We start from the raw sequence: 24,046 nt of genomic DNA on the forward strand, positions 1-24,046 counted from the left end.
AGAAAATCTTGGTATATTCATGAGCTTTCCATCACACATTAATAGAGGTTACTTTGTGCACTTTTGCCCTGCAAAGGAGGAGTTCATGTGTATTTCTCAAAAAAAGCAGTCGTTCCAATCGAAGAAGAGGAAACAGATGTATGGACGTGCAGTAACGAGGGCTGTACGTGCTGGATGAGAGATAACTTTTCCTTTGATAAGAGCCCGAGCTGCCCCTTTTGCCATGCCCGTATGGTAAAAGACACGCGCATGCTGCCGGTCCTAACCAATCACAGCAGCAGGCGGAACTCTTGAGCCCTTCTTTTCTTTTTTCTTGCGGGTATTCTTTCTCTTCTCTACAATAAGCTCATGACGTACGAATGTTAGAGGAGTATGCCCATGAACCGAAAAGAAATGGAAGATCAAGTGATTCAAGCCTACCAGCGCGACGAGGGCATGATGATTCTCGTTTTTGCCCAATGGTGTGTGAATCACGGTCTAGATGCACGCGAATTATACCACCGCGCTTATCCCGCTCAAGGGGAAAATACGTTACTCGCTCAAATGCTGGACAATACCGTTCCCAAAGAAGAAGCAGAGGACATTCCTGATGCGACTCTCCTTGGTGTATTGTCGCTGTTTGGCAATGACGATTTGGCGTTTGTGGTCAGTGAGACCATCGATGAAATGAAAAAGAATCCGAAATAATGTATGAAAGCCATACTCGTGCGAAAGCTACGCGCGCGGGTGTGGCTTTCTTTCTTTTTTGCCTTTCCAAAAACTCCCCTCCCCTGTCCAAATACAATTCAAAGAAAACTTTATTATCATAAAACCATTCACAGTTTATTGTTTGAGCGACAACGTCAGCCGACAAACGATGAAATGGAGAATATCGAAATGTATACAGATTCAAAAATCTTGAAATCTCTGTTTTACATCCAGCTCTTCTCAAGTTTTCTCGTTGTAGTCGGTCATTTCACGGCTTCTGCACTTTCTTTTACAGATCCCTTTTGGATCGTGGCCCTCAATCAGATCAGTCGCTACGGCACTGTCCTGTTGACGATCGCCACAGGTTATTTGACTGCTTATTCTTTTGAAGCCAAGAGCCCTACTGCTCGCGAGTTTTTTTCAGGGAAGCTTCTGTATATTTTTGTCCCTTATTTAGTCTCTGGTGTCCTGTACCATTACTTGTTGAAAAAAGGGATGCCTCAAACTGCCCAGGACTTTACGAACATTGTTTTAGGCAAAACGGGTGACCATCTGTACTTTGTATTTATGATTTGCCAGTATTACGTTTTTGCCTATCTGTTTCGTCGTGTGATCACCAAACGCAACATTTTGTCTGTCATTTGGATTCTGCTCGGTATTCAGTACGTGTACATCAACTACATCCATCAGGGCTGGTTCGGGCTCACCACGCGTCATATGCTCCCGAGCTGGATTTTTACCCTGTACATGGGGCATGTGTTGTATTGGTACCGTGAATCGATTCTATCCTTTTTGCGAAACAACCGTTCCATCCTGACACTGATGACGGGTGTTTCCACTGCGGCTGCGCTGTTTTTTGTTGTCTCAAACAAGCTGTATGTGGCTGTGCATTTGACTTTTGTCTTCGCCACGCTTCTGTCGTTTCTTGTGCTCATGGTCTTCTTTCTGGAACGCGTCGATCGTTTGCACATCAAGTTTCGAAAAGGGCTGACGTATTTTATTTTCTTGTTCCACTCTGCTTTTTTGATCATGTTCAAAGATTATCTGTTTGCGAAATACGGCGAGGTCGCTTGGCTGTTTGAAAACACGTGGTACTCGCTCTTGTACTTGCTCCTGATTATTGGGTGCAGTTGTCTGTTGGCGCTCATGCTGGTTTGGCTGGTAAACAAACTGGAGCGTATCTCCAAAACCATACGCCAAACTCGCAGGCAGCTTCAGGCTAGCAAATAAACAGCTTTTTCACAAAAAATGACCTATTCATGGTGCACGTCTGTTAACGATCGTGCCTTCATGGATAGGTCGCTTTTTTGTCCCGTTAGATAGGATGGCTCATCGACATCGAGCCACTTTTACATGTGTCACAGGGCTTGAATTGCATGGAAAATTTCGTCAACTGATCAGTAGACTCGCACGTAATCGTTCCCCCATGCCGCTCAATAATTTCTTTGCAGACGTATAAGCCAATTCCAGTACCGAGCTCCTTCGTCGTGAAAAACGGTTCAAAAATAACCGAGAGCAGATCAGGTGGAATTGGCGATCCATTGTTGGAAACCGTAATCAAGGACCTGTCAGGCGTTTGGGACACCTCAATGACAATCTCCTTATCGCCTGTTTTTTTATGTAACGCATCCAGTGCATTGGAAATGATGTTGATAAACACCTGCTTCATCTCATCCTTGTAGCCTTTTAGTTGAAAGGTAGGATCGATACTGCATTTGATATCCACATTCACGTCAACGATATTCGGATAGAGGAAGGAAAGAATCTCATCGAATAACTCCCAAACGCTAAAAACCTCCATTTGTTTATAAACCGCTCCCTTTTTCGAGACCAGCAAAAACTGGGAAACCCGGTAATTCAATTGCCGCAGCTCATTTTCAATGATCTCTACGTAAGGGAGATTCGGATAATCTTCTTTTAACAAACGAGAGAATCCCATAATGGAAGTAAGTGGATTTCGGAATTCGTGGACGAAGCTCGATGCCATTTGCCCCAGGATCGTGAGCCTGTCTTTGTGAGAACGCTCGATAAATAACTTCTTCTCTTCCAAATCGTCGTCCTTGAGATCGGTGTATTTAAAAACAGCGTGTACCAAAAAGACATCAAAGCATTCGTTTATTTTTAATAAGGCAGGCATCAAAACGGCAGGCGTAAACGGACCTTTTTGGAGAAGATCGATAACCATTTCCCGGCCCATGCACACGTTGGAAACAAAATCGCCAATGTTGGTCTCTGCCCGGTTTCGTTCATATGCGACCTTGTAAGCCAATTCTTTAATATCCTCAAGAGTGATTTCCGAACGAAAATATTCAATAACCATACGATACAGTGCTTGGCCATTCAGATGGATCAATCCCTTGTATTGATCACCGTCCGAAACCGCAATTCGTCGCTTAAATTCTTTTACGATCATTGCCTCGTGCTCGTCCAAATATACTGCCAAGTCATCCATCGGCATCTATCCCCACTCCGAATAATAGGCAAATCCCCTTCCAACCTATTATACTATCATCACTGTTAATTAACTAAATATTTTTACTACTTTAATAAAAAAGAATAGGAAAGGGGAAAGGAGCTACTTGTTATCGTAGCTCCTTTTTGCCTACTACGTGCTTATTTTTATAATTGTCAAGGTCGCTCCAGCCCCTGTCAGAAGGGTGGTTGTTCCCAATAATCCGAACAGTTGCAGCGTGATTGTGGCTCCAGCGGTGAGAGGAGCGTTGGCGTGTATGGCGTCCCATTTAGCAAGATCCTCGAGCTAACCAGTAAAGCAGCCGTCGTATTGATGGAATACAAAATCAAGTAGTTCCCTGCCGAAGGAACCGTAAATACCGTATTTGGGGCATTCACCGTAATGCCACCTGCTAACACCTGGTTGTTCGGTAGAGGGATATTCGTTCCTCCTAGGACTACGGATATGAGTGATCCTGAAGTATTGGCCCCGAAGGCGTTGATGTTGGTGAAGACTGTACCTGTCGATTCGGTGGGACCGGTTTCTCCTGTGGCTCCGGGAGTGCTTCGTCAGGCTGTAAGTGCGAGCAAAGGCGACATCGCAAACGAATTTTTTCGCGCTAAACAATTAGAGCATGCATTTACACTGGTGAATCAAGCAATGAAAGGCTTCTTGACCACCAAACAACCTCCTCCGTCTATTTGCTACAAGCTGAAATTCGATATTCTTTTCCAACATGGCAGTATGCGCGGAGCATGGCCGGGAATTGCACGAGCTATTCAAATCTACCCCAATTACGTAGACCTTCATTTTTACAAAGGCGTTTTCCTGATGGAGCATGGTCTGTATGCCGAGGCGGTAAAAGCTTTCGAGTACTGCTTCGAGATCGGGGACACTCAGTGGGAGCATTTTAGTGAACAAGGAATGGGAAGCTTTTACGCTTTTCACTATTTGGGACGATGCATGGAGCGCATGGGGAAGGCACATGAATCCCTTGTCTACGATTACACAGCGAGCTCCATACATGCTTCGTACTTCGCACAAAAGCGAGAGGTGGTGCTATGAGCGTGAAAACGCGCGTGCTAATCGGAAGTCCAGTTTGTCAGAAACCAGATGTTCTCCGGATGTTTTTGTTTTCGTTAGAAAGGCTATCGAGTTCAAGCTTGACGTTGCACTATTTGTTCGTAGATGACAATAACGATCCGCTTTCGAGCAAAATGCTTCAAAACTTTGCAGATAAACACACGGGACAGGTCGACATTATCCCCGCTGCTGGCAGCCTCCATCCTTATACATGCGATGAGGCGACCCATTTCTGGAGCGACGCACTCGTTTGGAAGGTCGCTGGATTCAAGGACGAAATGATCGCCCGCGCCAAACACCAAGATTACGATGCCCTTTTCCTCATCGATTCGGACTTGCTTATCCAGCCAACCACTTTGGAAGTTTTGCTTGCCTTTGAAAAAGAGATCATATCTGAAATCTTCTGGACGAGCTGGACACCAGATACCGTCCCTGTCCCTCAGGTGTGGCTCAAAGATGAATACACCCAATTCGAATGCGCTCGCAATGAACAAATTTCCTTAGAAGAGCAATACCTGCGGAAGTACGCCTTCTACGGACAACTCCGTGTCCCCGGCGTATATGAGGTAGGTGGTTTAGGGGGGTGCACCCTCATCCGCAGAAAAGCACTGCATGCTGGCGTCAGCTTTAAGCAAATACCAAATCTGAGCTTCTGGGGAGAGGACCGTCATTTCTGCATTCGGGCTCAGGCTTTGGGCTTGTCACTTTTTGGATGAAGCAAATCTACGGCTCCGCCCTCCTGTGATCAACAATACGATCCCCCTTGGAAACTAACCCATTATATGGTATGCTGGTGCCACGTCTATTTGGATGGAAAGGTACGGTAACTACGTATGCCAACAACTACTTTGTAATGGCCTAAAAAACTGGATAGCTTGCCCTTCGGAAAACAAACGGTTTTTCGCACAGGAGCAGTCTGCCCTTTTTTCCCATTACAAAGGAACGTAACGAAATCTGTAGGTGTAGATCCTATCGGAGGTTCGCTATGGGGAATCTCCGTTTTTTTGTGTTCCAAAAAAGGCCTACCCTACAGGACATCCAAATAGCAAGTGCGTTCCTTTCACTTTTTACACGAGGTGAAGGACCATGCATACCATCGAGCATACGTGGGTACTACGTGAAAATCATGAAAATCAGCCAGTACGGCGATATTGCAGCAATTGCGGGCGAACCGTTCTCTTTTTCGATACAAACGTCCGGCGCCACAACGCAAATGGCAAAAACATCTATCGCTTCGCTATCTATAAATGTGAAAAAAATCATACGTGGAACGAAAAGCTGGCCATCTACAAAGCCTTTACAGATCATCGGGAGGTACCAGATACGGAGTTCAGCGAAGAAATCTCGCCGCTCCCTCCTCTCCCCTTGCATGAATACCAGGAAAAAGGCGTTCAGGAAGTGACGATTCGGATTGAGCGCGCAGAGGCTCGGTTCAGACTCGACAAGCTGCTGTCTGAACAGATAGAAGGCTGGAGCCGCAGCGAGATTGTCCGCAAAATCAAGGACGGTCACATTCGCCTGAATGAGCAGCAAACGAAGCCAAGCGCTGTCTTGAGTGCAGCGGATATCATTCAGATTTTGATTGAGTAAAAGTATGTATGGGAAAAGTCGCAGACGAAATCTGCGGCTTTTCTTTTATTTCTTCAATACGACCGCTTTTCTCGGCTCGTCCCACTCCACTTGCAATCCAAGCAAGTCAGCCAGCTCTCTTGTTTTCGCAAAAGTAGTTCCCTGGTCGTTTACATAGGAGACTTCCTTTCCGTTTACGGTCACTTTTTGCGTGGAAGGCTCCCATTCCACTGATCCGCCAACTGCCTCCACAATCATCCGGATGGGTACATAGGATACATCATCGATTAGTTTCCCTGTGGAAGTAAGTGTCAGTTCAACCGCGCACTTATCCACATCAGGCTGTGGTTTTTGTGGATAAGCTGTGAGAAACCTGTGGACATCCTGTTGAAACTTTGCCCATGCGTCCTTCGCTGACATTCCCGTATAATTTTGCGCGGTCGTATTGACGACAAAAAAGGCCGGGCAGTTTTTCCCCGTAATGTCGTAATGACGCCACAGGTGCTCGACTCCCCAGCCATGTCGTTTCAAGATATCCGCGGTCAGTGCCACCGTTTGCTCGTACATTTTCGCAAAGCTTCCATCTGCATTGACGCACATTTCAATCCCAATCGTGCAGTTGTTCGGATAGTTGCTCAATTTGGTCAAGGCGGCCTGTGAATAAGTTTTCGCCCCGACGTGGTAGCCCATCTCGTCCTCAGGCAGACAGCGAATGATTTGTTTGTCATCCACGATGTAGTGGGCGCTCGCTACTGTCGTTGGTCTGTTGAAGTAGTTTCGGTTTGCGACGGCATTTGCACCGCTGCGTTCGTTGGCCGTCCAGTGGATGACGACTCCTTTTGGGACGATCTTCTTTTTGGGGCGGGAATTTACGTTGGTCAAAAGCATCTCGGTGATTTTCATTGTTTATTAGGACTCCTTTCGTTTGGCTCGCTCAGCCTTTGCCTTGATTTCGGCACTGACTAATCTCTCGATAGATTTGGGCATCGGCCAGCCTGCGCGGTGGGCATTTGCGGTCAGGCTTGTCCACGTGTGGTAGATGAGGCCGAAGGTGACGCCGTAGAATAAAAAGCCTGGGGTGCCCATGACGTGGTCCAGGAGATTGGCTACGGCTGGTAGGGCCATGAGGAACAGGGTGCGGAGAATTCGGGAGAGGCCGTAGTCGGAGGAGTAGGATTGGTCTTTTTTGGCGGCGGAGATGCCTGTGATCCAGTCGAGGGCGATTAGGAAGAAGAGGACGATAAGGATGTCTTGGCGGTTGGTACCGTATAGATAGTGAAAGGCGGGCGACACGATTGCACCTGCTGTTGTCGCCCAGGCGTTTGCTGGGGTTGCGATGTTTTCTAGGCTGTGTAGGGGTTTCATGGTGTGTCTCCTCCTTTTAATCCGTTATGAAGGAAAAATAGCCCCGCTAGGAACGGGGCGAGATGTTGGTCTTCGTGATAGATAGCTGAGTTTTTTCCATGAAAAAGCGCCTCTCCTGAGTAGGATAAGGCGCCTTACATGCTTTTTTGTGGTTGAGTCATGATCTCTGTTTTTTCTGTATCTGTGATGTGCTTCTTGGTGACTGCGATTGTCAATTCAGCCTCTGTCCAAACTCCGTCTTCCCAGCGCATTTTGCAGTAGTTGTACAGTTTGCTTGTCATGAATTATCCCCTCCTGTTTTATCTTATTCTTATGCAAGCAAGATAGCGTCTAGCGCGTCCTGCGTTGCTTTTAGTTTGGCTTCTAGTTGCTCGATCTTCTCGTCTTGCGTCAATGGGCGGTCTACGTACTCGTATACGAGTTTTTTTGCTGCTGTGTCGACCTTCAAAATGGCGTTCTTTTGTGGGATGTTCTCTGGTGTCGGGATAGAGCTAACTTTGAGGAAATCACCCTCGTAAGCCATTTCCGCGAAAACCTCATCGTTATAAGCAATCCTGTCATGGTTTACAACCGTTTTACCTGTTTCCGGCGTGTACAGTACATAAATCATAGTATTTTCACTCCTGCTCTGAATAAAGTGATTTGATTCGAATCTTGGAAAACGGCGGCAAAATTACCTTTGTTAAATACAACGGAGTGCAAGTTGCTCGATTGGGTAATGTTAGCGAGCCGCGCTACGTCTATTGACGCTGACAACTCACTATCTTTATATACCGACATCATTGAGGGGGAGTAAGAGTTTCCGGAACTGTATTTCATCAACCTTATCCCATTACTTTCCACACTCCCTCCAGCCCTAAACGAATTTAACCCATTGACAGATATATCTTTGATAGTGGTTAGGTATGTGACGGCACCCGTTGATGGATCGACAGTTGCGATCTGTCCTGAGCCCGTAACAACGTACAACTGACCAACGGTTTTGTCGAAGTAAATATATGGGGCGTTGGCAATCGGTGCCGACCACAATTTATTACCCAGCTTGCTATACTTGTGTAACTGACTATTTCCAATTCCATAAAAATTTTCTTCGTTATCAACTTCGAGCGTCGAATAACCAGATATCAAGATCGTTGTAGGGTTATAGTTATCGAATGCATAGGCCAATGTTTCTGAGTCAAACTTTTGCATTCTGCACCCCGGCCCTTGGTTGTTACTCATAACGTGATACAAATACTTTCCGCGAATGGCATAAATAATCCAGCCCATCCTGTTCGGTTGATCGGGGAATGGTTGATTGTAAAGTATATTCAATGAGGAATCCAATACCATAAGCCTAAATCGATCAAAGCAAAAAATTCTATCTAGCGACGGGATGTACTCCATTCGTATTTCTGTGGGCACATTCATTTCAGGCGGTAGTGTAATGGAGAGGAGCATAGCACCAATTTTTCTATGTTTCCTTAGTGTTCTAGTCTGATCAACGGTGTAAATATTACCTGCATTATCCATTACCAAACCACCATTGAGAGGGGTTGATCCGCTCGAAAAGGTCGTGACCCTCTCTGACATTATTCCGGCATTTCCTAAAGGGACGAAGCTGTTTTTGTGAAACCCTCCACTTCCGACTCCGTGAGATGTTAGTAAATTAGCAACGTTCATTATTTTCCCTCCTTTTCATCCGAATGATGTGTAATCTCCGTCGCCATCGTAAGCGAGTGGTAAATTGTTGGAGTATGCCTCTGTCACTCCATCATCCTTATATCGCTTGACCGTCATCGACGGGTAGTTTCCGTTTTCATCCGGCGTACCGTTCAAGATCGTCCGCATAAAAAGCGTCGTCCCGTCCGTCCTGTAGTAATCAACTTGCCGGAATTTTCCGTTTGCATCCTTGAGACTTCGGACAGTCTTGTTCAAACCCAGCATATCGAATCTCATAAAACGAGCCGACGCCGAATTTTCGTCCAAATCCATTAAGAATCTCCGTCCGTCCTCGCTAACCACATCGAAGCGATTTCCATTTGCGGCGAACAATGATCTTATGTTGGACTCTTCGGCTATTTTCGTTCCGTTTTTGAACTGAATTTCTTTGGTATTTACAACAAATTGATCTCCAATATCGACAATCCCGTTGAAATTTAACGTCAATAGACTTTTGTCCCATTGTCCGTCGTCTTTCAACAAGTGAAAAGCAACCATACCTGAATCGCTTACGATATTTACTAATCGTTTGTCTGCCGTACCATCTGTGTCGAACAATTGGAATGCCGGAGCTGTGTTTGCAACTCTGATCGCAATGTCCCCGGTCTTTTTCGCGTACTGTGTGTGCGGATCGGCAGCTCCCGTATGAGCATCCAGTTTCGCCTGAGTACCTGCAGCCTCACCAGTAATACTAAAAGCTCCTTTGCCTTGGGCATCCAATCGAGGTATTTTGTTTGCTCCACTCGTACCTACTTCTGTTTGCTTAACAAACATATCCTTCGACACGATGTTTCTCCCGTCAACCGAAGTAATGATAGAACTCGCATCGGTGGCAAAGTACCACAATTTGCATTTAGCATCGGCTGTTGCCTGAGATGTCGTGTTTTTCACCACACCATCAGAATCCAAGTAAATATACTGACCTTGCGTGGCACTTAACTTAATACTCCCCGAATTCACTCCAAAACGCACACCATTTACATAGGCCACCCCTGCTGTCCATTGAGCTGTTAATCCGCTTGCTGAAAACTCCAATCCTGAAACCACGGGACTACCAATCACTGTTTGCGCCAAAGCCTCAGTAAGTACTTGCGCGTCAGTAATCCCCTGCTCCATTTTATTCATCCGTGCTGCCGTTACCTTTGTTCCCTGCTGTACAACATCCCCTGTTACGGGGTCAACAATATGGTCAACCCAGGTCGTCTTTTGATAAGCCACTTATACCACCTTCACTTCCAGAGAAAATTCAAAAGCAACCAAAAGCCCGCTGTCACCCTTTACCACCTGCATGTTTTTCATTGCTAGAGCATTGCCCTCACTGTCCACTAATACCGCCGACTGAATGCGCCCTTGTGCCTGTACATCGTCTAAGTAGATATATTTGGTTACTTTGAAGCCATTTTTAATTGTTTTGTAGATCGGATAAGATCGTAGCGTACCGTCTACGTTAATCAATGCCCCTTTAATCTGATTACTTAAATCATCTCGCAACAATTCTAGTAACCGATTTTGGATGATAGCCAAGCCTTACACCTCCCCTTCTGGATACATCATGTTTGTTAGCGGATAGTTCACCGCATGAAAGCGGGTAGCCTCAGCAACCTGCACCGTTTCTCGGAAAATGCGTCCTTCCATGTCGTCTTCAGGATAGAACATCCCACAGATTGGATATTCAACCTCAATAAAACGAGTTGGTGCCGAAATAAGGATATCTTCACCTCTGCTGTTAACTGCCACCCTGCTACTGTTGACATGCAAAGGCCTAACCCACTCAAAGTCCTTGGACAATTCAACAGCATTAATTGGTTGTTCCGCTGAGAATTCGAAAACGATCTCCTTATTCGGGAAATCCTCTGTTACTTTCTCTAGCTCTCCAGCAGCTTGTCCCATTGCTTCTAGTACAGGTAAAGTAAATGGCGACCGAGCCCAATGCTTTCTTTGAATGTTTTTACGTCGCTCTTCAATGGACTGCAATTGCTTACTGCCAAAGTAGATCCAATCCCAAACATCCAGTCCCCAGGTTGCTGACCATGGGCTAAACTGTTGCAGGATATCCTCACGCTGAGAATGGAAAGCATCTACCGCTGTTCCCGCACCTTCCAAGTGGTATTCCGCCACTTCATTCTCATACCATTGCGGCGGTAGCATCCGCCGATAGCGTTCTGGAATCATGTCGTCACCACCACGGTTAACGTCGCCACAGAATCAGCAGGCACCGTCAAGTTCACTTCCCCATCATTTAAGGTGTAGCCTGTAAAATCCGTCACGCCATCCACGAAAAAGAGCGCACCGATCTGCTGGTATACGATCTGCGAACGCCCTTTTAAATAGGTTTGGATTTGCTTGCTGATCTGTTCTTGAATCTTTGCCAAATCGGCATCTGGACGTATAATCACTTTCACGTTGACGGCTACCGGAAACACTTTTGCGGGATGGATTTGGAGATCGTGCAGTGCTCGTCGCTTGTCTTCCAGCTTCGTCCGTACTTGCTGTGCCAGCTCAGGTGTAGCTGGCTGACCAGTCAAGTCCGTAATGTACACATCAATAGACAGATCGTGCCGCGCTTTCTCGACGGCGATTGCTCCACCTACGCCCTCAACATTTCGGGTCCAACGCTCATAGTCTTGCTTGCGTCCATCCCCTTCTTCTGTTCGGGCCCTATCGATCAACCTTTGTCTGTAGACATCGTCCTCTTCTGCCACATTCCTTTGCAGTCCAAAGAATACGCCAATTGCGTCCAAAAACTTCCCGTCCGCCCAAGGGAGGAATCTTTGGAGAAAGCCATATTCCAAAAGCTGCTGCTGATCGCTGATTTCCTCCGCAATCGGGTAGCTCAAGTCATAGTAGATTTCCCCTTCCTCCGTAGCAGGTGGCGTATCTCCTCGCTGCTCAGCCAATTTCGCCATTCTGTTCGTCATCCGTTGATAAATCTGGTCCGGCGTCTCCCGAAGTATCGGCATCTCAGGCTTCTCTAACGTTGCCATGCATCCACCTCCATTCTCGTCGATCCACGCATCCCGGCAATCTCCACATGCAAAATAACCCGATTCCCCTCGTAATGGATATCGAGCACCTCCGCATGCTCAATCTCACTGTGCGCCTCCAACGCTTCTTGCACCTGTGCCTTAATCACGGACAAGGACAGCGCAGACCGCATTCGCCCTTTGTCTGACAAAAAATCCACACCATACCGTTCCGAGTAGATCGCATAGCGGAACCGCCGTGTATGGAGGATCTTTTTTACAGTTTCCTCCAAGTACTCCACGTACGTTTTGGTACGTAAATATCTGCCGTCTGGTCCCTGCTTCAGCTGCTTCGTTTCCCAATCGAACCGATATGTCCACGGAATCGGTAATTCGGTTCCTAGCGCCAATATCTCTTCTGTCCCTTGCAACTGCGGAAACATCATTCCACCACCCCAAGCAGGAGGTATTGTTCGTTGTTGCAACGCAACAGGGCTACTTTTTTACCCACATCCTCTGGCTTTAATTGGGCAGATCGTAAAGCCGACAGCTCATACGGCTCCAAGGGGGTCGGGTCCTCGTCCAGCTTTACAGACAAGGGTGACAGCGACAAAAGCTTGCCGAACTCCCCTCGCGTGTTCTCGATGCCGTCCTGTGAGTACCCTCTCAGTTTTGCAATAACGGAATGCATCCCTCACGTCCTCCTTTCCAATTGGAGATCCATTGTGTATTGACCGCCATGCCAACGCGCTTGGCAGCTAGTGACGATCCAATCTGTGATGGTTTTATTGTCTTTTTCCATGATTTTGATGAGCCACCCAGCACGCAGCCGCGCTGCATTTTCATCCTCGTGCCTAACCGATATCGAGCGTGTCTTGGGGATTTTGGACAACTCTGCAAGCTGCTTGGCTGCCATTCCAGCTACGTTTTTATCCTCACCTGCGTCGATGACTTTTTGCATGCGCCCGATTTGTTTGACTAGGCTATCATTTGATTTCGTTGCACTGCTCACAACCCGATCATCTCGGTAGCGCTCTACGGTCACGACGGTGTAAACTTCTTCAATACTTTCGCCCGTCGAACTGCTTGCGAGTAAACTGGCCTTGAACATCGGGATGATACTGTTTTTCCCCTCGGGCAGTACCATCAGCTTTTCGCGCTGGTATTGTACGAAATAGCGGATGCCTGTCTTTTCATAAGCTTGCTCGGTCAGCGAAGTAAAGAGAGACGTGTATGATTGGGATGGGATTCTCTCCTTAATCGTGAAACCAAAGGGAGGGCAGCTAAAATTGATACCTGCCGACTTGATGATTCGTGCAAGCTCTGTCCCTGCGTCCCCGTCCAGCTTGAGTCTGGAGATTTCGTTTTTTTGCAAATACCAGCCCAACTCGTATGCTGTGGCGGATAGATCGCCTGTCCGATCGTCTCGGTCAAAACGAACGAGCGGGCCATGGAAAAGCTGTTGGGATTCTTTTAGCTCCGCACCCGCAAAGAGCATCAAAAAACCCGCCGATTGCAGCGGCGGGCCTTCCTTGATTCTCACATCACTATTTTGAGCGATTTGTCCCCTGGCCGAGGACCAGGAAAGCTCGGTAACGGCCGGGGTCAGGTCATAGCGGGTCTGTTCTTTTCCGTAAATGACTTTCATTCCATCCACTCCGTTACTTAACTACTTTTAGCTTTTCATTTATCTCTAATTTCTTGTACTCCGATTTTTCACTGTCTATTCGAGGAGCAGCTTGTTGCTTCAGTGTCTTCTTAGCTACCTTCCCGCTGGTGTTCGGGCGAGCTGGCTGCTGTTTCGTGATGACTGTACCTGGGGATAGAAGCTGCGTTTGATTACTCCACGTAATAAATTCATCTTTCACAAACAATGGAAGATCAATGGAGCCGTGAAAATCGACGTTTTTCCCTTGGAATTTTCCGTCACATGGCCCGATGAGCACATTCCACGCCAAATCAAGCTCGTCTATAGTCAAAAGTGCTTCGGAGCCCGTTAAGCGATCCAATCCAGCAAGCCACTGTCTAGGACCTTGATAGCCCTGCACCTCGACATAAGGAGCCGTACTGTCTCCGGGTAAGATGAAGTCAAAAGAGATAGACTTTGGGCGTCTGGAAGAGATCCGATTGCCGGACAATAACGTGATTGAAGTCGTACTTTCGATGTCGTTGCCGTAGCCGCGAAACTGGATCTCTGCAGGTGTGACTGGAAATGTCAGCCTATATTTTCCTTGCAAGCGGATCATGTCGTTACTCCTCCCCTCGTCTCTAGTGCATCCAGCAGCGAGCGTTCGATGATGTCTTTGATGCGTTGAGCGACAGACGGGTCAGTAAGCATTTTCAGCATGGTCGGGATATCCTGTAGCATGCCTTGTACATGTAAAGGTATCGAGATTTGTGGAATAGTGATAGAGACAGGCTGCGATTTTACTGGATCGTTGCTTACAGGTGAGAGATTGGGAATAGGAGGACCTGCTGGTATTGGTGGTTGCATCGTCGCAGATTGTGCAGGAGTATTGCCCTGCCACCACGACTTGATCCCGTCGTATAATGCTCCACCCACAAACGATCCCCCCATACCTCCAATCACCCCACCTACAACACCACCAATAGCTGTACCAATCCCAGGTAACACCGAACCAATAGCTGCTCCAGTAGCCGCTCCCGCTGCTGCCCCTCCCCAGCCACCAAGTGCTTCTGCTCCCACTTGTGCTGCAGTATCCAGCTTGTTTTCTGAACCTGCAATAGCAGTTACACCTAGTAAAGTTCCTAAAAGAGGCACCCTTCTAAGTCCCCCTTTGAGCATGCTTTTCCAGCCGCCTCTACTTGCAGCTTTGCCGGTCTCCGCTAGATTGCCGGCACTATCTGGACCAGGTTGGTTACCTGCTGAAGACGTAGCTGGGGCGCTGTTCTTGCTTTTTCCGTCTGTTTTGGCGATTTCTCGTTGGGAACCACCAATAAGAGTATCAGGTGTGTGTCCTGCTGTAGAAGCAGTTGGAGAAGCGTTTCGGCGCTTGCGGTCAGCTTTGGCCCCTTCTTCTGGCGCACCTCCAGTATCCGAACTAGGCTTATTGCCTCTTTGAGAGCTATCTGAAGCACCTTTTTTCTTAGATTTATATTTAAAAGAAGGTCTCAGTGTTGTCTTGCCATCACAACAGCAGCAGCCTTTGTTCCCACCTGCCCCCAAATTGCCTTTTTTAGGGGCAAGCGATGCGTTCTCGTTGGAAGAAGATTTCTCTTTTTTTCTGCTGAAAAAATCTCGTGTTGTAGTCAATAGACCTTTCATGGCCGTAACTGTACTGGCAAGCATGACACCAAGCGTAGAAAGTGCTGCAAAAGCGCCACCAACATAAACTGCAGCTAGCCTTGCCTCTGGGGACCAAGTGTTAAACCAGTTAAAGAATCCCGCGGTCACATTCGAAATCGTTACAGCTACTCCAGATAAATCACTAGCAATCTGTGTGACCGCGTCCATTGCTGCATTTTTCGCTGTGTTTTGCGCTTGCATCATCTTCATGAACTCATTCTCATTGACAGCGGCATCATAAGCCAACTGCGCCTCCGATGCATTCACTTTCGAACCAGTCGCACCTGTAGCAATTTTCTTTATTTCTTCCAAGCTGGACGATAACTCTCCTTCACTCCCTCCCAAAGCCGTCATTATATCTTGTTGTTTAGTTGGATTTTTCGGATCATCCTTCATCAAAGATGTGGTTGTCAGTACTTTTGCTAAGGCAATGTTCTGAGCGTCTTTATCTCCAGTCGATAGAGCTGTTGTTAACCTTTTCGCTTCTTCTTCGGCTCTGATCTTTGCTTCTTCCGCGCTCATACCTTGGTTTTCATATTCGGTCTGGAAGTGGCTTGTCAATGCTCCTTTAGCGGTTAATTGCTTCAGCGCGCCTTCGCGTAGAATACTAAATGACTTTGTATCATTCAAAACCTTCCCCATGGCCTCGAAACTCGTCGCCATTTGTTCAGGTGTTTTGAGAAAATTGCCTTTTTGAGCATTCAGTTCCGCCATCGCCTCTACGAACTTGAGGTTGACACTCGCCCCACCATTATTGCTCATATGCTGAAGCGCATTCGCCAGATTTTCTGCATTTTGTGTTTGAGTAGATGCCCCCATCGCGGCCATCATTTTCACGGTGTCCTCTGGAGCAAATTTGGTCGTAACATTGAGCAGTGCTGCTTGCTTGGCGTATTGTGCACCATTGTCAGCATTGGCCAGCTCACCTTTGGAAATAAGATCCATTGCCTTAGAAAGGCTCATGTACGGATTGAGCGTGGTCATTTGTTTTGCAGTCTCTTCAAATTTCCTGATTTTATCTTCGGATTTCCCGCTAGCAGCATACAACGCACGCTCTCTAGCGACTAACTTTGCTTCGTCTGTTACTGACGCCATACTAGTTCCCAAGGCTACCCCAGTAACCAAGCCTCCGAGCCCGACAAGTTCCTTTTTCACTTCGCCCAGCTTGCTCATCATGTCCTTGAATTCAATCTTTGGCTTCGCCGTCACCTTGTCCAACTTGTTGGTTTCCTCACGCAGCTTCCGCATATCCTGCTGCATCTGCGACATACCATCCGAAAACTCTCTCGCCATCTTTTGCATCACTTTACTGGTTTCGCCCATGGCCTTCGTGAGCTTTTCGGTTTCCTTGACCATATTGGTCATTTCCTGACGAGCTGCTTTTAATTTCGCTTTTTCAGTTGCCATTCTTTCACCCCCTGTCCTCCCCTGATGTGTCTACATCCGCAAAACCGAGAAAAAGCCGGGAGACCTACCCCCCAGCCCTTTCCTCGTCCTCCGCCTCAATCATCTGACAAGCAAAAATAAACAGCTTCTGCTTGTACAAATCGACTTCGTACTCGAGTAGATCCGACGGGCGGCCTCTGCCTTTTAGAAAAGCGCGGCAAATATGCCAGGCCTCGCCGTCAGATCGGATTAGTTTTTTGCTTCTTCAATGGCTTCTTCTTCTGTCTGGGTTGCATTGACTTCACGGACAGCATTGAGCAGCTTGGTGTAGCCCTCTGGATTGTCGCGGAAAATTTTCTCGACGAGCTCGTACTTGGTGCCCACCTTGTACGCTTTCTTCAGCTCTTCCTGATTCCAAGGGAAATCGTGCTCAGTGGCCTTCACTAAACGAGCATCGTTGTACAGGAACCAATCCGTTTTCTCGCCTTTGTCAGCCATACGTTCGCAATCGCGCAGCTCGGACAAATTCAATTGGCGAACCTTCCACTCGTCACCGTCGATGGTTACAGTGATTTCTTTTCGCGAAGCTTGTTCATTGGCTTTGGCCAAAAATTTCTCGAGTTTGTTTTTGTTCATAGTCAAGCACTCTCCTATTCCGTGTAGGTTGGTAATTCATCGAGGTAGTCCGGCTTTTCGATGGACATCCCTTTCAGGTCGTATGTCGCGTGATCGTTGCCATCTGCTTTTGCTTCCCACAGCGTAATTTCGTCTGGGTTCAGCACGATGTTGGAAATGCGGACGCGTTCGGAGTTGCCCGCTTCCTTGTCCAGCGTCTCGCCGATCAGGAATGGGAGGACTGGGGTCTTGCCTTGCGTCAATTGATCGACGCAGTAGTATTTCAACGCAGCGTTGGTTGCGGTAATTTTCAATGTCACTTCTACATGCCAGTCGTTGACGGTCTGGATTTTTCCTTTTTGCAGACGATTCGTATCGCCGTACTCCACCTTGAGGACCATTTTGCCTTCCAGGGTACCGAAGATTGGGTCTCCGTTTTCATCGTAAATTTGGCAGTTCTTCAGTTTAATATCGCGTGCAATAGCCATTACAGCACCTCCCAGTCAATGTCAAAGTATTCGATGGCATCAAGCGGCTTCGCAGACAAGAGGAAACCACGGCGATCCCCAATGCCGTTCTTTTGATCCGTAAACGTCCATCCCGTATCAATCGCGCCTTGCTGCTCGCGGACGGTCATGTACGCGTTGACGGCAGAGACAAACACCGCGCCGCCCAAATCGTTGTTAGCGAGCTTACCTTTGTATTTCTTGCCGACTTGGCTGATGTCGTTGACAATCTGATCCAGCGTCATGCTGACACGAATTTTTCCGTAGTCCTCGCGCTCATGCGTGCCTAGCACCGCCAGCGTATTGACGGCGCTCTCGATGATGTACACATCTCCGTCTCGGGTTGCGATCAGCGTACCAGAGCTCAGTGCACTCAAAATATCGGTGTGGCCCCAATCCTTGAGCGCTTTTTTCAATGGAACGACGACGGCCGTCAGCGATTCATGCGCAGGTGTCGCGGCGATCATACCCGCTACCCATGCGGCCCACTCGAGGCTACCGTATACTTTTCCGTTGTTGTGCTGACCAGCGATAGCACTATTGACGACAAAACGGGCATTTTGCGCCACAGAGCGTTCGATGTGCTTCGCCATGTTCTCGTCTTCCGCCGCTTTGCCACCGATCACCAGCGTGCTGAGCTTCTTGTTTTGCGTGCGACGATCGCTCATGAATTGTTTCGCTGCCGCTTGTACAGCCGCATCGTCAAAAGGCAGATACATTGTGTCAAAATCAGCACCAGACACAGCCATGAACAGCTTGGTCGAGTCAGCTTGGGTAAGCGCTACTGTGCCACTTTTCGCTCCTGTCAGCGCTGTTTCTGGCACGATTGTAACGGCAGTCTCGCCCAGCTTTTTCACTCGTACATAATTGGATTGGCTCGTCTTTGCTGCCAGCTCATTCGCATCCGCAAACGAAAACTTCTCGGTTTGCAGCGGGCCTGTTACCTGGAGTTCTTTTTTACCTAGCTCAGATGTCGAGGCTGTGATGACAACCTTCAATTCGTTACCTACCAAACCCGGATACAGAGCCTCGACCCTGATTGCATCAGCCTGCTCATACGCTGCTTTTGTGGCTGTGCCATTCGTCATGCGGTACGCAAGAATCGATGCGCCGCCTTCTGCTGCCAGCTCCACGGTATCGACCTTGCCAAACGTTTGCGCTAGTCGCTCCTCAAAGCTCCCCAGCTTGACGAGCTCATCTGGCGCACCCCACTCTGCTTGATACGGCACCAGTACGACACCGCTCTTCGGTACTACACGTTCTTTTGCTTTTGCGATCAGTTCGACCGTTACACCCGGACGTTCACGTTGAATGGTCATGCTTACACCCCGCCTTTGTATTTGGTCAGTCGGCTCTTTACTTGTCCTTCTGCCAGTAGTTGATCATCTGCTTCAGAAAAAAGAGCACCTGCTACCTCGAACCGTTCGGCTCCAAGGTAAGCGGCGCTCTTGATCCACTCTTGTTTGGTTTGCACAAGCTCTGGAGCCTGTGCTTGTTGTTCTTTTCGTGCCACTATGATCGGACCCCCTCTACATCAAATTCGTTGATTTTGTCTGTGGCCGCTCTCTGCACCGCCACGTTGTAGGTGAACTGGAACGCGATTTCCGTCCGGTCCTTTTTGTCCCGCCAAATACGCAAGGTGGAACTGTCGATCTCGATGGACAATCCAGACGTCTTGCCTTGATAGCTAAATTGCCTTTGGCGAAGATGCTCACGCAGCGGCTCAACTGAAAGCGGCTGATAGATACCCTCTACCTTTGGATAGTGGAGGACGATGGCTGCTTCTGAGACCACCTGATAGGAAGTGAGGCTTCTTCCTTCTTCACGGACCCCTTGCGTTAAAAGAAACGCGATAGGCGGCTGGAATCGCTGCGCCATCCAGTCGTCCACGTTCACAACAGTAGCCAGCTCTGGATACGCTTCATTCACCAGTTCTATGAGAACGGCTAGCTCACGATCCATCCAGCTTCCACCTCCCATACTTGCGGTATTCTCTTCTGTCTTCGTCACATGTCTCTTCCCCCCACTACTTCACTTCATTTGGCAAGGCATCCACGGCAAACACCCGCCGAGCAGGGAGCGAGTAGCCTTTTGGCTTCGAACTCGCAACATCGTGTGGCACCAATCGCCGTTTTCCCCGCTCGCCGGACATTTGAGTCGACGGCGTACATAAAAAGCCACCCGACAGCTACATCGGATGGCTCGTATCTCTCTTACTTGTTTCGCTTGACTCAAGTATAACCGATCTGGAGGAAAAACCGGGAAAATGACCCGATGTGTCAGGAAGTGTCAACCTTTGTCAGTTTCAACATACTTGTGAAAATGAAAAGAAGCTGTCATCATCAGACAGCTTCTCGTCTATCGAGCTGGGCTCTGTTTTTTATTATCCAGTCTGCTGAACCTGATCGCCATACATCGCCCACGCCATCTTCATGACGGCACTGCGCTTGATTTCATAATACCGCTGACGGGACACACCGATTTCTTTGGCAATCAGATTGTTCTTATCGCCATCCAGCAAAGCTTCGACTACCAAGCGTTCCTGCTCCCCCGGAATCGTCTCGACCGCTTTGTTGATCCGCTCGATTTTATCCTGCAAACTTTGCAGCCTCTTCCACTTTCGTTCCCGGCGTGCAACCTCCGCATGCGTCCTATCTCCTGTGGTGCCCTTTCCTTTTGGCAAGCCTGCATCCAATCCGTACTGAGAGACCATCCCTTCCCCCGCCTCGCGCAAAAAACGCTGGATACGAACGATCTCGATCTGCATGTAATTGTAGTCGCGGATTTCTTCCTCGGCCTTTTGCAGGAAATCTACGATGGGTGCTTTCTCATTCAGCCGGACGAAGCCTTCTTTTCTAGCACATACTGTCTTTTGCTGCCCTTTTGCCTCTTGATCCCGCATGTACTTGTCCCACTCCGGGCAAGAATCGATTTTTCCTACGTGCTTATCATGAACCTGGCAATGTGATTTCTTTCCCCAGCACGTTGCCGGACACACCTCGCATACTGCTTCCATGAAAACATCTTTGCTGATCAAGGCACTATTCCCCCTCGGTCATATATATGAAGTCCGGATGATTGCTTAACGGTTTTCGTTGACTCTTGCGCCTTTTCTTAATCTTTGAGACAAACCGATCTGTCCGATAATGACTCCGATCAATAAGACAACTGCTCCGATTAATGCTGCTTCTATCATTTCGTACGTATCTCCTTTGCATCGTCATTTTCTTGTATAATGAAAGGGGGCAAAGAGGATACTCACCAGTTGTATTCTTTGCCCCAAGCAATTAATGGGGATTCCGATCGTCAGTCGGAGTCTCCTTTTTTTCCAGTTGCTCTTTCTTTTTCTCTTTGTTTGCCTTTAATTGCAGATTGAACAGATTATTGATCCGAATCTGCAAATCTACCTGCTTAAACGTGACGATTAAAGCAAGGAAGCACACGACAACCGCGAGAACCTGAACGTAATCAATCGTCATCATAGCATCACTTCTCCACTGCGGATCGCTTCGAGCATCGCGGTTTTCATTTCTTGCATACTCTCTTCGCGAGGTTGTTTGATAAAGGAAGCAAGGTACTCCATGTCAGGAAGCAGATAGTCGAGGATGGTCAATACGGCCCGATTATCCCCTGACTGTGCTTTTTGGAGGGTCAGGCTGAACGAGTCAGCTTCTCGGCCAATTGGCGCAAATATTTGTTTTTGCATTTACTCACTCCTTGTCTGGTCATATTCAGTTTTTTGGCTACCTGTTCTTCTGTCATTCCTTGAATGACGACTTGCTTGATAATGATCCGGGCTTTTTCCGGGAGTTGCATCAACACCTCCTGAACATACAGGTCCGACAGGTTGTCCTCGATTTCTTCCGTTCCCCGCATCCCCTCTGTGATCACCGTCTCCCTGTACAAGCGCTTCTTGGCGGCGTACTGCAATCGCCAAGCAATCCTCTTGAGCACTTTTCTGCAATGCTCTTTCAACTGCTCATCTGTCATATGCTTCACCTTCTGTCGTTTCCGAACATCCAATCGTAAAATAAGAACACTCGTTCTCTTTGTAGTACAAGTATCTCATACTATGGTAATAAGTTCAAGTTCTTTCCACCAGATTTTCGGAAATGATTTTTCCTGTTGATCCACTGCATAAATCTCAAAGAACACATCAAAAAACACGATCCCAAATGGAGATCGTGCCTGTGTAGAAGTATTACATTATCCTTACACAACTGATGTCCCTATTCTACAAAAGTACATCATTCTCATACTTTTTGAGTTTTATCTGCCCATCACACAAGAAACACGTTAAATGAAGAAGGAGCTATTAAAAATAAAAAAGCAAGCCCCTCTCGCATTCACAACAGGAAGAGCTAGCTTGCTTTTCTATCTTTCGCACTCTTTTAATCCCAAATATTCGGACGTTCTACACCCATCGTTCGCATATAATCTAGCAATTGTCCGGTATGTACTGACTCATGATAGGCGATTCGCAGCAGCATGTCTCCAAGCGTGCGAACATAGCCTACATCGGATCGATCGATGCGGACACTCTCCAGATCACTCTTGGACAGCCCTCTGACGAAGCGGAGAAATTCTTCTCGATACGGCTTCGTAAAGGCCAAATCTTCTTCTACGGTCGAAAACTCTTTGGTTTCATACGGATTGGGGATGTCAGACAGGGCGGCGCTTCCCCGTTGGATCAAAATTTGGTGATACAAAAACTCACCCTCGATGACATGGCGAATCATTTCCCCGCACGTGAACGCTTTATCGTCAGGCTTCCAGTTCAGCATTTCTTTGGGAATTGCCTTCCAAACTTTGATGCTTCTACGTCTTACTTCCTCAAAGTTTAAGATTAAGAGATCATTCTCGTTCATGCCATTCATCCCTCTCCGTAAGCTCGTCCTAGTTTTTTTGATAGAGATCACATGTCGCTACGTGATCATTGACCATACCGACTGCTTGCATATAGGCGTAGCAAATGGTTGAACCGACAAATGTAAAACCGCGCTTTTTCAGGTCTTTGCTCATCTTGTCGCTGATTTCGGTAGAAGCAGGCACATCCTTCATTTCCTGAAAATGATTATGAATCGGCTTCCCACCAACAAACGACCAAATATAGCTGCTAAAGGACCCAAACTCCTCCACAACCCGCAAATACGCGTGGGCGTTCTTCACGACGCCGCGAATCTTCAGCCTGTTTCGAACGATGCCTTCGTCTGTCAGCAATTGCTCGATCTTGGCTTCATCGTATTGAACGATTTTATCTGCTTCAAAGTTATCAAACGCTCTTCGATAATTTTCCCGCTTTTTCAAGATCGTGTACCAGCTCAGTCCGGCCTGTGCGCCTTCCAAATTCAAATATTCAAAGAGCAACCGATCTTCATACACAGGAACTCCCCACTCGTGATCGTGATAATCCATATAGATAGGGTCCTGATTCACCCAGCCGCACCGATTCATGGAAAGAAGCCTCCTCTATGTAATGCGAACATATATTCTTATATAAAGAATATACAATCATTGGGTATTCTGCAAGTTTTTCTTCACAAAAAAAGACCTCATCCATCTGAGGTCTCTCTGCAATCAAGCTGTTAAAATAATTGGCTTCCCCTTCGTTACAACGATGGTGTGCTCGTATTGAGCTACGTAACTCTTATCAGGCGTAATGAGCGCCCAACCGTCCCTGCCATCATCCACATATTCCGTCCCCGTTGAAATGAATGTTTCAACTGCCAACACGAGACCTTCTGTGAGCAAGCGTCTATCCTTTTTGTCATAGTAATTTAAAATGTAAGCAGGCTCTTCATGCAAGCTTTTGCCGATGCCATGACCCGTAAGGTTTTTGACGACTGTAAAGCCCTTTTTCCTGGCTTCCTGGTGAACAATCCGACCAATCTGGCTTAGCTTCGATCCCGCCTTTGCCGCATCCAATGCCTTGTACAGCGACTCCTCGGCGCATTGACATAAGGATTGCTTCTCAGGCTCGCCTTCCCCTACCACAATAGAAGCACCTGTATCGGCAAAATATCCATCCAGCTCTGCCGAGACATCAATATTGATGATATCGCCATTTTTCAGGACAGTTTCATCAGGGATACCATGCGCAACAATGTGATTGACACTGATGCACGTATGCCCAGGAAAATCATAGGTGATATTCGGTGCAGACCGCGCTCCGTACTTTGCCAAGATCTCTCCGCCAATCTGGTCGAGCTCTTTTGTTGTCACGCCTGCTCGCACGGCCCTGATCATGGTCTCTCTTGCCTCCGCCACAATACTACCAATCCGCTTCAAGCACAGCAAATCATGTTCATTTTGAATCGACATGTGTTTCCCTCCTTTTTGCATATATCAGTGTTTACCCGCCATTTTTTCATTTGAACATTTTTCTTCACCAATCGCAACCACAGAAAAAACA

34 protein-coding genes and 1 pseudogene are annotated in these 24,046 nt (G+C 47.5%); 6 read left to right on the forward strand and 29 right to left on the reverse strand.

Going from position 1 to position 24,046, the window contains the following annotated elements:
- Positions 1 to 87: 87 nt before the first annotated feature.
- From AB432_RS26210 to AB432_RS26220, 3 genes are all read left to right on the forward strand, one after another.
- Positions 88 to 294 carry a cold-shock protein gene (locus AB432_RS26210; protein WP_082196001.1) on the forward strand — a complete coding sequence of 69 codons (207 nt, stop codon included), beginning with the start codon at positions 88 to 90 and terminating at the stop codon, positions 292 to 294.
- An 84-nt stretch (positions 295 to 378) separates the two neighbouring features.
- Positions 379 to 687: a hypothetical protein gene (locus tag AB432_RS26215; protein ID WP_048034800.1), complete on the forward strand. Its 309-nt coding sequence runs from the start codon at positions 379 to 381 to the stop codon at positions 685 to 687.
- Between the two features lie 189 nt (positions 688 to 876).
- A complete protein-coding gene (locus tag AB432_RS26220) occupies positions 877 to 1,917 on the forward strand; it encodes an acyltransferase family protein (protein WP_048034801.1) in 1,041 nt (346 codons plus the stop codon).
- An 85-nt stretch (positions 1,918 to 2,002) separates the two neighbouring features.
- Here the strand turns inward: AB432_RS26220 and AB432_RS26225 are convergent, their stop codons facing one another.
- Both AB432_RS26225 and AB432_RS26230 read right to left on the reverse strand, forming a co-directional pair.
- Positions 2,003 to 3,145 carry a sensor histidine kinase gene (locus AB432_RS26225; RefSeq protein WP_048034802.1) on the reverse strand — a complete coding sequence of 381 codons (1,143 nt, stop codon included), beginning with the start codon at positions 3,143 to 3,145 and terminating at the stop codon, positions 2,003 to 2,005.
- A 147-nt stretch (positions 3,146 to 3,292) separates the two neighbouring features.
- Positions 3,293 to 3,642: pseudogene (locus tag AB432_RS26230) on the reverse strand (BclA C-terminal domain-containing protein).
- Here AB432_RS26230 and AB432_RS26235 point away from each other — a divergent pair.
- The 3 genes from AB432_RS26235 (at position 3,605) to AB432_RS26245 (ending at position 5,812) form a co-directional block, all read left to right on the forward strand.
- Entirely contained in the window at positions 3,605 to 4,204 is a 600-nt protein-coding gene (locus AB432_RS26235) for a tetratricopeptide repeat protein (RefSeq protein ID WP_235617554.1), read from the forward strand. The pseudogene AB432_RS26230 and the gene AB432_RS26235 sit on opposite strands and share 38 nt — an antisense overlap.
- Positions 4,201 to 4,938, forward strand: a complete 738-nt coding sequence (locus AB432_RS26240) for a hypothetical protein (protein WP_235617555.1) — start codon at positions 4,201 to 4,203, stop codon at positions 4,936 to 4,938. Before AB432_RS26235 ends, AB432_RS26240 begins: the two co-directional genes overlap by 4 nt.
- A 370-nt stretch (positions 4,939 to 5,308) precedes the next feature.
- Positions 5,309 to 5,812, forward strand: a complete 504-nt coding sequence (locus tag AB432_RS26245; RefSeq protein ID WP_048034803.1) for a S4 domain-containing protein — start codon at positions 5,309 to 5,311, stop codon at positions 5,810 to 5,812.
- 45 nt (positions 5,813 to 5,857) lie between these two features.
- Here AB432_RS26245 and AB432_RS26250 read toward each other — a convergent pair whose 3' ends face one another.
- The 27 genes from AB432_RS26250 to map all read right to left on the reverse strand — a co-directional run bounded on the left by AB432_RS26250 (position 5,858) and on the right by map (position 23,955).
- Positions 5,858 to 6,694 (reverse strand): N-acetylmuramoyl-L-alanine amidase, encoded by an 837-nt coding sequence (locus AB432_RS26250; RefSeq protein ID WP_048034804.1) that lies wholly within the window; start codon positions 6,692 to 6,694, stop codon positions 5,858 to 5,860.
- 6 nt (positions 6,695 to 6,700) lie between these two features.
- A complete protein-coding gene (locus tag AB432_RS26255) occupies positions 6,701 to 7,156 on the reverse strand; it encodes a phage holin family protein (RefSeq protein ID WP_048034805.1) in 456 nt (151 codons plus the stop codon).
- Between the two features lie 134 nt (positions 7,157 to 7,290).
- Positions 7,291 to 7,437, reverse strand: coding sequence for a hypothetical protein (locus AB432_RS30605; RefSeq protein WP_162630271.1), 147 nt, complete (start codon positions 7,435 to 7,437; stop codon positions 7,291 to 7,293).
- A 29-nt stretch (positions 7,438 to 7,466) separates the two neighbouring features.
- A complete protein-coding gene (locus AB432_RS26260) occupies positions 7,467 to 7,766 on the reverse strand; it encodes a hypothetical protein (RefSeq protein ID WP_048034806.1) in 300 nt (99 codons plus the stop codon).
- Positions 7,763 to 8,818 carry a hypothetical protein gene (locus AB432_RS26265; protein WP_048034807.1) on the reverse strand — a complete coding sequence of 352 codons (1,056 nt, stop codon included), beginning with the start codon at positions 8,816 to 8,818 and terminating at the stop codon, positions 7,763 to 7,765. The genes AB432_RS26260 and AB432_RS26265 overlap by 4 nt, the downstream gene beginning before the upstream one ends.
- Before the next feature lie 15 nt (positions 8,819 to 8,833).
- Positions 8,834 to 10,075: a hypothetical protein gene (locus tag AB432_RS26270; RefSeq protein WP_053079630.1), complete on the reverse strand. Its 1,242-nt coding sequence runs from the start codon at positions 10,073 to 10,075 to the stop codon at positions 8,834 to 8,836.
- Positions 10,076 to 10,381 (reverse strand): hypothetical protein, encoded by a 306-nt coding sequence (locus tag AB432_RS26275; RefSeq protein ID WP_048034808.1) that lies wholly within the window; start codon positions 10,379 to 10,381, stop codon positions 10,076 to 10,078.
- Between the two features lie 3 nt (positions 10,382 to 10,384).
- Entirely contained in the window at positions 10,385 to 11,029 is a 645-nt protein-coding gene (locus AB432_RS26280; RefSeq protein ID WP_048034809.1) for a putative phage tail protein, read from the reverse strand.
- On the reverse strand, positions 11,026 to 11,841 hold the full coding sequence (locus tag AB432_RS26285; RefSeq protein ID WP_048034810.1) for a baseplate J/gp47 family protein: 816 nt from the start codon (positions 11,839 to 11,841) through the stop codon (positions 11,026 to 11,028). The genes AB432_RS26280 and AB432_RS26285 overlap by 4 nt, the downstream gene beginning before the upstream one ends.
- Positions 11,829 to 12,263 carry a DUF2634 domain-containing protein gene (locus AB432_RS26290; protein WP_048034811.1) on the reverse strand — a complete coding sequence of 145 codons (435 nt, stop codon included), beginning with the start codon at positions 12,261 to 12,263 and terminating at the stop codon, positions 11,829 to 11,831. The genes AB432_RS26285 and AB432_RS26290 overlap by 13 nt, the downstream gene beginning before the upstream one ends.
- A complete protein-coding gene (locus tag AB432_RS26295) occupies positions 12,263 to 12,511 on the reverse strand; it encodes a hypothetical protein (RefSeq protein WP_048034812.1) in 249 nt (82 codons plus the stop codon). Before AB432_RS26295 ends, AB432_RS26290 begins: the two co-directional genes overlap by 1 nt.
- Positions 12,512 to 12,514: 3 nt before the next feature.
- The gene (locus tag AB432_RS26300) at positions 12,515 to 13,468 is read right to left on the reverse strand and encodes an XkdQ/YqbQ family protein (protein ID WP_048034813.1); all 954 of its coding nucleotides are present in this window, start codon (positions 13,466 to 13,468) and stop codon (positions 12,515 to 12,517) included.
- 13 nt (positions 13,469 to 13,481) lie between these two features.
- Positions 13,482 to 14,066: a hypothetical protein gene (locus tag AB432_RS26305; RefSeq protein ID WP_048034814.1), complete on the reverse strand. Its 585-nt coding sequence runs from the start codon at positions 14,064 to 14,066 to the stop codon at positions 13,482 to 13,484.
- Positions 14,063 to 16,534: a phage tail tape measure protein gene (locus tag AB432_RS26310; protein ID WP_053079631.1), complete on the reverse strand. Its 2,472-nt coding sequence runs from the start codon at positions 16,532 to 16,534 to the stop codon at positions 14,063 to 14,065. The genes AB432_RS26305 and AB432_RS26310 overlap by 4 nt, the downstream gene beginning before the upstream one ends.
- A 228-nt stretch (positions 16,535 to 16,762) precedes the next feature.
- Positions 16,763 to 17,149, reverse strand: a complete 387-nt coding sequence (locus AB432_RS26315) for a phage tail assembly chaperone (RefSeq protein ID WP_048034815.1) — start codon at positions 17,147 to 17,149, stop codon at positions 16,763 to 16,765.
- 14 nt (positions 17,150 to 17,163) lie between these two features.
- A complete protein-coding gene (locus AB432_RS26320; RefSeq protein WP_007723453.1) occupies positions 17,164 to 17,616 on the reverse strand; it encodes a hypothetical protein in 453 nt (150 codons plus the stop codon).
- Positions 17,616 to 18,953 (reverse strand): phage tail sheath subtilisin-like domain-containing protein, encoded by a 1,338-nt coding sequence (locus AB432_RS26325; protein WP_048034816.1) that lies wholly within the window; start codon positions 18,951 to 18,953, stop codon positions 17,616 to 17,618. The genes AB432_RS26320 and AB432_RS26325 overlap by 1 nt, the downstream gene beginning before the upstream one ends.
- A gap of 2 nt (positions 18,954 to 18,955) precedes the next feature.
- Entirely contained in the window at positions 18,956 to 19,147 is a 192-nt protein-coding gene (locus AB432_RS26330; RefSeq protein WP_016741308.1) for a hypothetical protein, read from the reverse strand.
- Positions 19,147 to 19,644 carry a hypothetical protein gene (locus AB432_RS26335; RefSeq protein WP_235617556.1) on the reverse strand — a complete coding sequence of 166 codons (498 nt, stop codon included), beginning with the start codon at positions 19,642 to 19,644 and terminating at the stop codon, positions 19,147 to 19,149. The genes AB432_RS26330 and AB432_RS26335 overlap by 1 nt, the downstream gene beginning before the upstream one ends.
- 16 nt (positions 19,645 to 19,660) lie before the next feature.
- The gene (locus tag AB432_RS31380; protein WP_256434952.1) at positions 19,661 to 19,786 is read right to left on the reverse strand and encodes a hypothetical protein; all 126 of its coding nucleotides are present in this window, start codon (positions 19,784 to 19,786) and stop codon (positions 19,661 to 19,663) included.
- 231 nt (positions 19,787 to 20,017) lie between these two features.
- The gene (locus AB432_RS26340) at positions 20,018 to 20,671 is read right to left on the reverse strand and encodes a hypothetical protein (protein ID WP_048034817.1); all 654 of its coding nucleotides are present in this window, start codon (positions 20,669 to 20,671) and stop codon (positions 20,018 to 20,020) included.
- Between the two features lie 250 nt (positions 20,672 to 20,921).
- Complete coding sequence (locus AB432_RS26345; RefSeq protein ID WP_007723468.1) at positions 20,922 to 21,116, reverse strand: hypothetical protein; 195 nt, start codon at positions 21,114 to 21,116, stop codon at positions 20,922 to 20,924.
- Positions 21,113 to 21,340, reverse strand: coding sequence for a hypothetical protein (locus tag AB432_RS26350; protein WP_048034818.1), 228 nt, complete (start codon positions 21,338 to 21,340; stop codon positions 21,113 to 21,115). Before AB432_RS26350 ends, AB432_RS26345 begins: the two co-directional genes overlap by 4 nt.
- On the reverse strand, positions 21,286 to 21,624 hold the full coding sequence (locus tag AB432_RS26355; RefSeq protein ID WP_048034819.1) for an RNA polymerase sigma factor: 339 nt from the start codon (positions 21,622 to 21,624) through the stop codon (positions 21,286 to 21,288). The genes AB432_RS26350 and AB432_RS26355 overlap by 55 nt, the downstream gene beginning before the upstream one ends.
- Positions 21,625 to 22,025: 401 nt before the next feature.
- Positions 22,026 to 22,502 carry a DinB family protein gene (locus AB432_RS26360; protein WP_048034820.1) on the reverse strand — a complete coding sequence of 159 codons (477 nt, stop codon included), beginning with the start codon at positions 22,500 to 22,502 and terminating at the stop codon, positions 22,026 to 22,028.
- A gap of 28 nt (positions 22,503 to 22,530) precedes the next feature.
- A complete protein-coding gene (locus AB432_RS26365; RefSeq protein WP_048034821.1) occupies positions 22,531 to 23,088 on the reverse strand; it encodes a DNA-3-methyladenine glycosylase I in 558 nt (185 codons plus the stop codon).
- A 123-nt stretch (positions 23,089 to 23,211) separates the two neighbouring features.
- Complete coding sequence (map, locus tag AB432_RS26370; RefSeq protein ID WP_048034822.1) at positions 23,212 to 23,955, reverse strand: type I methionyl aminopeptidase; 744 nt, start codon at positions 23,953 to 23,955, stop codon at positions 23,212 to 23,214.
- Positions 23,956 to 24,046 lie beyond the last annotated feature (91 nt).

Origin of the sequence: Brevibacillus brevis, assembly GCF_001039275.2 — a bacterium.
In the GTDB taxonomy this organism is placed as follows: Bacteria; Bacillota; Bacilli; order Brevibacillales; family Brevibacillaceae; genus Brevibacillus; species Brevibacillus brevis_C.